The organism is Azotobacter beijerinckii (assembly GCF_900110885.1).
Lineage (GTDB): Bacteria > Pseudomonadota > Gammaproteobacteria > Pseudomonadales > Pseudomonadaceae > Azotobacter > Azotobacter beijerinckii.
Genome location: NZ_FOFJ01000041.1, coordinates 25,524 through 33,870, shown reverse-complemented (window position 1 = coordinate 33,870; position 8,347 = coordinate 25,524). Strand labels below are relative to the sequence as shown.

The 8,347-nt window shown below is 64.4% G+C and carries 10 protein-coding genes; 5 read left to right on the top strand and 5 right to left on the bottom strand.

What is annotated here, in order from left to right:
* On the bottom strand, window positions 1-225 hold a 225-nt coding region (tnpB, locus tag BMY22_RS16845; RefSeq protein ID WP_244158833.1), incomplete at its 3' end, for an IS66 family insertion sequence element accessory protein TnpB.
* A 129-nt stretch (window positions 226-354) separates the two neighbouring features.
* Between tnpB and BMY22_RS16840 the strand changes: the two genes are divergently transcribed.
* Window positions 355-624 carry an ATP-binding cassette domain-containing protein gene (locus BMY22_RS16840; protein WP_244158897.1) on the top strand — a complete coding sequence of 90 codons (270 nt, stop codon included), beginning with the start codon at window positions 355-357 and terminating at the stop codon, window positions 622-624.
* A 176-nt stretch (window positions 625-800) separates the two neighbouring features.
* Here BMY22_RS16840 and BMY22_RS16835 read toward each other — a convergent pair whose 3' ends face one another.
* Entirely contained in the window at window positions 801-1,076 is a 276-nt protein-coding gene (locus BMY22_RS16835) for a hypothetical protein (RefSeq protein ID WP_090624002.1), read from the bottom strand.
* Between the two features lie 404 nt (window positions 1,077-1,480).
* Complete coding sequence (locus tag BMY22_RS16830) at window positions 1,481-1,981, bottom strand: hypothetical protein (RefSeq protein WP_244158896.1); 501 nt, start codon at window positions 1,979-1,981, stop codon at window positions 1,481-1,483.
* A 436-nt stretch (window positions 1,982-2,417) separates the two neighbouring features.
* Here BMY22_RS16830 and BMY22_RS16825 point away from each other — a divergent pair, with 436 nt between their 5' ends.
* The 3 genes from BMY22_RS16825 to BMY22_RS16815 all read left to right on the top strand — a co-directional run bounded on the left by BMY22_RS16825 (window position 2,418) and on the right by BMY22_RS16815 (window position 6,278).
* On the top strand, window positions 2,418-2,924 hold the full coding sequence (locus BMY22_RS16825; RefSeq protein ID WP_090623998.1) for a thermonuclease family protein: 507 nt from the start codon (window positions 2,418-2,420) through the stop codon (window positions 2,922-2,924).
* A 446-nt stretch (window positions 2,925-3,370) separates the two neighbouring features.
* Window positions 3,371-4,900: a histidine ammonia-lyase gene (hutH, locus tag BMY22_RS16820; protein WP_090623996.1), complete on the top strand. Its 1,530-nt coding sequence runs from the start codon at window positions 3,371-3,373 to the stop codon at window positions 4,898-4,900.
* 16 nt (window positions 4,901-4,916) lie between these two features.
* Entirely contained in the window at window positions 4,917-6,278 is a 1,362-nt protein-coding gene (locus tag BMY22_RS16815; protein ID WP_090623994.1) for a formimidoylglutamate deiminase, read from the top strand.
* Window positions 6,279-6,409: 131 nt separating this feature from the next.
* Here BMY22_RS16815 and BMY22_RS16810 read toward each other — a convergent pair whose 3' ends face one another.
* Both BMY22_RS16810 and BMY22_RS16805 read right to left on the bottom strand, forming a co-directional pair.
* The gene (locus BMY22_RS16810) at window positions 6,410-7,420 is read right to left on the bottom strand and encodes an aldo/keto reductase (RefSeq protein WP_090623992.1); all 1,011 of its coding nucleotides are present in this window, start codon (window positions 7,418-7,420) and stop codon (window positions 6,410-6,412) included.
* On the bottom strand, window positions 7,420-7,758 hold the full coding sequence (locus tag BMY22_RS16805) for a carboxymuconolactone decarboxylase family protein (protein WP_090623990.1): 339 nt from the start codon (window positions 7,756-7,758) through the stop codon (window positions 7,420-7,422). Before BMY22_RS16805 ends, BMY22_RS16810 begins: the two co-directional genes overlap by 1 nt.
* Between BMY22_RS16805 and BMY22_RS24450 the strand changes: the two genes are divergently transcribed.
* Entirely contained in the window at window positions 7,757-8,047 is a 291-nt protein-coding gene (locus tag BMY22_RS24450; protein ID WP_167363753.1) for a hypothetical protein, read from the top strand. The genes BMY22_RS16805 and BMY22_RS24450 overlap by 2 nt on opposite strands.
* Window positions 8,048-8,347 lie beyond the last annotated feature (300 nt).

Sequence of the window (8,347 nt, the reverse complement as noted above, 5' to 3'; positions counted from 1 at the left end):
CTCGGCCTCCAGGCGCTTGAGCCACAGACAGAAGCCGTTGCGATGCCAGTACAGAATTTTCACTTGGTTGCGTGTGCGATTGAGGAAGACGAACAACACAGGGTCGAACACCGCGACCTTGATATCCAACTCGACCAGGGCTGCCAAGCCATTGATGGATTTACGGAAATCGACCGGCTTGGGGTAGAGGTAAACAGCTTTGACGTTGGGGGCGGGACGCATCATGCGGGGCAAGTTCCAGAAGGAATCGGGAGCTCAGCATCAGATCTCAGGGCGCGGTTTCGAAGGTAGGGTTTATGGAGCGGTTACGACGAGCCGACCTCGAACCTGGACTACGGCAACCAGCTCAAGGTCATGGCCCACGTCCGGCGGATCGCCGACGCCGGTCGCATGGGCATCGTCCTCACCACCCACCATCCCGACCACGCTCTGCTCCACGCTTCGCGGGTGCTGGCAGTGGACCGGGAAAAGCACTGGCGCATCGGCAGGCCGGACGAAGTCGTCAGTGAGGACTACCTGCGCCGGACCTATGGCGTGGAAACGGAAATCCACGATATTCGCCGTCGCGACGGCCGCCTTGCCCGCCTCTGCGTGCCGACGGCCGGCACCCCCGAGCCATCCTGAAGGCGCGGGGCGCATCCGGGGAGATCGGGAACCGGCGGCAGTCCCAGCACCGGTGGTAGTAGTCGGGACCCAGCCCAACGATTTGCAGAGCGGGAAGCATCCGAGTCCCCGCCAGTTGAATGCGAGTCGCGCGCCGGTGTTTAAAACCCCGGGCAGTCCCGGGGTTCAGGACGCCATCAGGAGTTGGCAACAGAAGAGTGCTTCTCATGCAGATATAAAAGCTCGCACTGCATCCGCTCGGCATCTCCCCTATCGACAAATTTTCTGTCCGCCAGTGCGGCAATATAGCCATAAAGCCAGACAACGGAATCGCGATGCATTTGCCGAAGAAGTGCCGGCCGGTCTTCTTCAGGAATTTTCATTCTTCCCCAATCCAACATTGAAATGCCCTGCAGGCTATGCAGACGCATATTGAAACTCGCAGAGCGGGCGGCCAAGTCTTTAAGCATCATTGCTCTTTTACTCCTTTTACTTCCCTAGTCGTGCAGCGGAACGCTCTGGAGAAGAGTAGACGACGATCGATGCAAATGGCCGTCAGGCTTTGTACAACAGGCCAGAAATGATAGTTTGCTCATATCATGGGCGACCAAGAAGACCGTCTATTTGCCAGCCTTTTCAGGGCCGATGCAAATTACTCTGTCACTCTTTCAGGATTCTCCATCCCATAACAAGCTCGCCACCATGTACCCAGCGCCAAGGCCTTGCTCGGCTCATCTTGGCCAACACACTCTTCGCCCACCAGATAATGGCGAATACCCTCCCGTTGGACAACAGGGCCAATAAAGCCTTCACGGTATATATCCCCTTTTCATCATCGGATGTGGCGCAACGGCCGGCCTTATACCTTGCAGATGGCTCAGCTCGAAATCTCGTGCAGATAATCGAGAACCTCCTGCGCACTGACCTTGAGAAAGACGAAGGACACCGCATGGAACACGACGATCGAGAAAATCACGCTCAGATAGACGCTCAGGGTGGTGCCGAACAGAAATCCTATGCCTGCCAGCAGGCCGATGTGCGAGGCGATGAAGGTCGCGCCGACCAAGGTGCCGAGAAAGGTGGCCGCCCCGTATGAGAGCAGCACGGAGAGCAGCAGGCCGAGGATCGCGATGGCTCGCCGCTTGGGATTCTTCACCAGAAAGGCGACCCGGACGATCAGGATCGGCGCGGCGATGAAGGAGGCAAGCACTTTGACCGGGTGACTGGCGATCCTCCGAAACACCTCGCCGAGCCTCCCCTTCTCATTCGCAGCATCCCTGGCCAGGGCGGAAATCCCGCTTCCCAACACTTCACCGGCAGCTTTTCCGAGCATTTCGATCCCCCGTTGCGCGCAAGGCGGATAGCCTTGGGTGGTCATACCCGCGCAATGGTAACGCAGTGGATGGAGCCAAGGGATTAGCACTATCCCGTCTGTCCATTCATGGACTATATCGGCTGGGCGCCGGCTACTTCCTGGCCATCGGCGTGTTCGGGGACAGCAGGACCCCGCCGACGTGGAGATCGTCTTCGAGAGCGAGGTGCTGAGCGATGGGATCGCTCGGTCGTTTTTATGGTAGAAGAGTCTATACTTATATATTTCCGATTTCAGGAAAATATTAAACAAAGTACCTCTCGGCAGCTCGCATTGAGCATGCATGCTCGTCCGCTATATACCTTTTGAAGTTGGCATGGGGCGCAGATAATTTCCGATTTATGGAAAACTTAGCGATTTAAGCCCAAACAGGGCGTTGACCAGTTAGTCCAGCAAGGCATCCGGTGCACTCGACCTACCCCATGACCCGAAAGGAACTACCATGCCCTCCAGCCCTATCACCGCTCTGCTGCTATCCTTGGCGACTCCGTTGGGCGCTGCTGCCGAGTTGTCCTGCTGGGTGATCGAGGTCGCCGACGGCGACAGCTTCGCCTGCCTGACCGCCGACCATCGCCTGGAGCGAATTCGCCTCCAGGCCATCGACGCGCCGGAGAATGGGCAACCATTCGGCCAGCACGCTCGGCAGAATCTGGCCACGCTGCTCCTTGAGCGGCCGGTGACCGTCCGCTGGGAGCAGCACGATCGAGACGGGCGGATTCTCGGCAGCGTCTGGGTGAGCCCGCCGGACTGCCCTGCCTGCGGGCATACCCTCGATGCCGGCGCCGCCCAGCTCGCCGCCGGCATGGCCTGGTGGCTCGGCGAGCAGGCGCCGCAGACCGAGCAGGAGCGCGAGCGCTACCGCTTCGAGGCACACGAGGCGCGAGCTAGACGCACCGGTCTGTGGCAGGATGCCGAGCCGCTGCCACCGTGGGAATGGCGCGGGCCGTAGGCCGGAATTGCCGCTTGTCGGAACCCCGCAAGAGAAAGATTTTTCACGCTTTTTTTCATAGAAATTTCATCGTTGTTGGCGCAGCATTACCCCCAGCTGAAGGATCAGCACCATCGTGTGATAAAGCCCACTGCTGTCTTGGTGGGCTTTTTTCTGCCCACCTTTCCCCTGCTTTGCGTTCCCGCGCTCTCAAGCCCACGCCCGGCCGCACTCCCCCACTCCACGCAGTCCCGTCGATCCGCACTGCCCGACGGCATTTCGTAGCACTTTCGCGTCGTGACCAGGCATGGCCGGCAGCCAGACTCGCCCCGACAGATAACTTCCGATTTATAGAAAATTATCCGGGCCGCCACGCGCTATCCGGTTTGCTCCGGTGAGATGGTCTTCGACAACACGGCGGCTTTTTGCCTATCTATATAGAGACAGTCCCTCTGCAGGATGCTCCCATGCCTTCCACCCTGCTCCTCCGTCCCGGCCAGCTCGATCTGGACACCCTGCGCGCCCTCTACTGGGATTGCCCGGCGATCGACCTCGATCCAGCCTGCCGGGCCGAGGTCGAAGCCAGCGCGCGCAGCGTCGCGGCGGTTCTCGCCAGCCAGCGCACCGTATACGGCATCAACACCGGCTTCGGCCTGCTGGCGCGCACCTCGATCCCGGCCGACTCCCTCGCCGCTCTGCAGCGCAACCTGGTGCTCTCCCACTGCACCGGTACCGGCCCGCTGCTGGACGACGCCAGCGTCGGGCTGATCCTGGCACTGAAGATCGCCTCCCTGGCGCGCGGCTACTCGGGGGTTGGCTGGGCAGTGATCGAAGCGCTGCTCAAGCTCTATGCGACGCAGGTCTATCCGTGCATTCCCTCCCAGGGCTCGGTGGGCGCCTCCGGCGATCTCGCCCCGCTGGCCCATCTGGCGGCGACGCTGCTCGGGGTCGGCCAGGTGCGCCACGCAGGCCGGGTGCTGGAGGCCACCGAAGGGCTGGCCATCGCCGGCCTCACCCCCCTGACCCTCGGCCCCAAGGAGGGCCTGGCGCTGCTCAACGGCACCCAGGTGTCCACCGCCCTGGCACTGCGCGGGCTGTTCGCCGCGGAACGGCTGTTCGGCGCCGCGGTGATCGCCGGCAGCCTGAGCGTCGAGGCGCTGAAGGGCTCCTTCGTGCCCTTCGATGCGCGCATCCAGGCAGTGCGCGGCCAACCGGGACAGATCGCGGTGGCCGCGCTGTACCGCGAGCTGCTCCACGACAGCGCGATCAACCGCTCCCACGTCCACTGCAAGCGGGTCCAGGACCCCTACTCGCTGCGCTGCCAACCGCAGGTGATGGGCGCCTGCCTGGATCACCTGCGCTTCGCCGCCGGGGTCTTCCTGCGCGAGGCCAACGCGGTGTCGGACAATCCGCTGGTGTTCGCCAGCGATGCCCAAGTGCTCTCCGGCGGCAACTTCCACGCCGAGCCGGTGGCCATGGCTGCCGACGTGCTGGCCCTGGCCATCGCCGAGATCGGTGCGCTCTCCGAGCGGCGCACCGCTCTGCTGGTCGACCCGGCGCTGTCCGGCCTGCCGGCCTTTCTGGTCAGGGACGGCGGGCTGAACTCCGGCTTCATGATCGCTCAGGTCACGGCGGCCTCCCTAGCCTCGGAGAACAAGAGCCTGGCCCACCCCGCCTCGGTAGACAGCCTGCCGACCTCGGCCGGCCAGGAGGATCACGTTTCCATGGCCACCTTCGCCGCCCGCCGCCTGCAGGACATGGCCGGCAACGCCTCGGCGGTGGTCGCCATCGAGTTGCTGGCCGCCGCCCAGGGCGTGGACTTCCACGCACCGCTCGCCACCTCGCCGCAGCTGGGCGAGGTCATGGCACTGATCCGCAGCGGGGTCGCGCACTACGAGCAGGACCGCTACTTCGCCCCGGACATCACCACCGCACGGGTCTGGGTCGAGGGCGGCGCCTTCGAACGCTGGGTGCCCTGCGCCCGTCTTTACTCCTGAACGCTGCGAGGCCACCATGACCATCACCCTGTTCGCCGAACGCGCCCTGCTGCCGGGCGGCTGGGCGCGCGACGTGCGCCTGGAAATCGACGCCGCCGGCCTGCTCGGGCGGATCGAGCCCGGTGCCCGCGCCGAGGGTGCCGAACGCCTGCTCGGGCCGCTGCTGCCCGGCATGCCGAACCTGCACTCCCACGCCTTCCAGCGCGCCATGGCCGGACTGACCGAGGTCGCCGTCAGCACCGAGGACAGCTTCTGGAACTGGCGCGAGCGGATGTACCGGCTGGTCGCCCGGCTCGATCCGGAGCAGTTCGAAACCATCGCCCGTCAGCTCTACATCGAGCTGCTCAAGGCCGGCTACAGCAGCATCGCGGAGTTCCACTACCTGCACCTAGACCGCAACGGCCGGCCCTACGCCGACCCCGCCGAGCTGTCCCTGCGCCTCGCCCGCGCCGCCCGCGAGGCCGGCATCGGCCTGACCCTGGTACCCGCACTCTACAGCCATGCCGGCTTCGGCGGCCTGCCGCCGGGCGCGGGACAGCAGCGTTTCATCCTCGATACGGACGGCTATCTCGACCTGCTGGCACGCCTGCGGCCGGCTCTGGAGCCGGCCGGGCAGCACCTGGGGCTGGGCTTTCATTCCCTGCGCGCAGTAACGCCCGGGCAGATCGCGCGGGTGCTGGCCGCCTCGCCCATCGATGGCCCCATCCACCTGCATATCGCCGAACAGCAGAAGGAAGTCGACGACTGCCTGGCCTGGAGCGGCCGGCGGCCCTTGCAGTGGCTGTTCGAGCATTGTCCGGTCGACCAGCGCTGGTGCCTGGTGCACGCCACCCAGGCGCAGCCGGACGAACTCGCCCGGCTGGCCGAAAGCGGCGCGGTCGCCGGCCTCTGCCCGACGACCGAGGCCAACCTCGGCGACGGTCTGTTCCCGGCCACGGACCATCTGGCTCAGGGCGGACATCTCGGCATCGGCTCGGACAGCCAGGTCTCGGTCAGCGTGGTAGAGGAACTGCGCTGGCTCGAATACGGCCAGCGCCTGCGCGACCGGCGGCGCAACCGCCTCGTCCAGGCTGGCCGACCGGCGGTCGGCGCCGCGCTCTACCAGAGCGCGCTGAGCGGAGGCGCCCAAGCCCTGGGGCAGCCGGTCGGTGCGCTGGAGGTCGGCCGGCGCGCCGACCTGCTGGTGCTGGACGGCGCCGATCCCTATCTGGCCAATGCCGAAGGCGACCAGATCCTCAACCGCTGGCTGTTCGCCGGCGGCGACCGCCAGGTCCGCGATATGATGGTCGCCGGACGCTGGGTGGTGCGCGAGGGCCATCATGCGGACGAGGAACGCACGGCCCGCGCCTTTGCCGGGGTGCTGGCGACGCTCTTGTAAGCCCCCGATCGTCGGCAGGGACCGGGTTCACCCTGCGATCTGGGCTGAAGCCGGATCGAGGGACGCGGCCAGAATCGCTTCTTCGCTGGTCTTCGCTCCAGCAGATTCGGCGGCGCGTCAATCGAGACCCATCAAGCCGTCGGCCTGCCCTCGACGGGATATCCGGGATCGGTGTACCCATGCGTGGAAACGTGGCCCGGCGGCACCAGACTGTCGACGAGCCTTTCGTCATCCGGGCCGGGTTCGAAGCTCAAGGCGTCGACATAGCTGTCCCAGTGCGCCTCCGTGCGCGGACCAACGATGGTGGAACTGACGAGCCGGCTCTTCAGCACCCATGCCAGTGCGAAGGCCGTCGCGGTGGTGCCCCGCTCGGCCGCATGCGCAGCAATGGTTTGCGCGATCTTCAGCGACGCCGGTCGCCACTCGGTCTGCTGCATGCGCTTGTCGCCGCGCCCGGCACGGCTGTCGGCCGGCGGAGGGGCATCCACGGCATATTTGCCGCTGAGCACACCGCGCGCCAGCGGGCTATAGGACACGACGCCCAGGCCATAGTGCGCGGCAGCAGGCAGTTGCTCGACCTCCGCCGTGCGGTCGACGATGTTGTAGAGTGGCTCGCTGGCGACCGGCCGGTCGATGCCGAGCCGCTCGGCGAGACGCACGATTTCGGCGATGCGCCAGCCGTGGAAGTTGGAGACGCCGAAGTAACGCACCTTGCCCTGGCGGATCAGATCGCCAACAGCGCGCACGCCCTCCTCCAGCGGAACACCTGGTAGCGCCCGGTGAAAATAGAGGATGTCGATGTAGTCGGTGCCCAGCTGCCTCAGGCTCGCCTCGACGGACTGGTAGATCCACTTGCGGGACTGGCCCTGCTCGTTCGGCCCCTGCGAGGTCGGGGTCGGGAAGCCGAACTTGGTGGCGACGACCCAAGCGTCCCGCCGGTCGGCGATGGCGCGACCCACGACCTCTTCCGAGCGGCCGGCGTGGTAGACATCGGCTGTGTCGATGAAGTTGACGCCCTGCTCGAACGCCTTGTCGATGATGCGCTTCGAGGTAGGCTCGTCGGTTTCCCCGCCGAACATCATCGCGCCCAGGCACAAGGGGGACACCTTAAGGGCACTGCACCCCAGATAGCGGTAATCCATCAGTGTTCTCCGTGCAGGCCGCTCGCCTGCTCATTCATCATGTGGGAAGCATCGTCTGCTGCTTCAGGCGCCGGCCTCCTCGAAAACGCGCTATGGGCGATCACCTCGATCAGTTCTTCTCGGCTGACGCCATTTTCGAGGGCTGCCTTCAGATGAACAGGCAATTCGCTGGCGCGAGACATGGCGACCAGGTTCGCCGCGGTGATGAGGCTGCGGTCGCGCGGCGAAAGCCCCGGCCGCTCCCGGACATCGCCGAACAGGACCTGGTCGGTGCGATCCGCCAATGCCGGAGCGATGTGAGCAAACACCTTGTGCGCAATAGAGAGTTTGTCGGTCATGGGTGATCTACAGATTCCTGCCAAGGTGTCGACGCAACAGCAGCTGCAGCCCGTTTTATTGGGCCGTATAGCCGCCATCCACGGCCCGCAAATGGCCGATCACAAAACTTGCGCCCGGGCTGCAAAGCCAAAGAATGGCGGCGGCATCGGCGGTTTCCACGCCTGGGCTCTGCACGCCGGCACTGTTGCACGCCGCACCCGGCCGTCCGAAGAAAGATCCATTCATCGCTGTACTCACCTCACAGGTTTCTTCCCCGGAGATGTTAAGTACGGCGCCGGCTATCGATAAAGGCCAAAAAACCGCATGGTCTTATGAGCTGTACTCATGAAATCGACGATGTGGCTATCGTCGACGTGCAACTCGGATGCAGCGGAGAAAAACGCTAAGGGCGGTAAGGCAGCATCCCTGCCACCAAGACCAAGGCCCGCGACGTTTGACGGCGGCTTGGTAGAAAACATGGAGTCCTGGGCTGGCAAGCCTCAAGACGACACCAAGTCATGTTCAGAGCGAGGCCTATGGTCACGTTGTTGTCGCAATAGTCGCCCAGAATATGACGCCGGTCATTCACCGGCTGACGCTGCCTTGCCA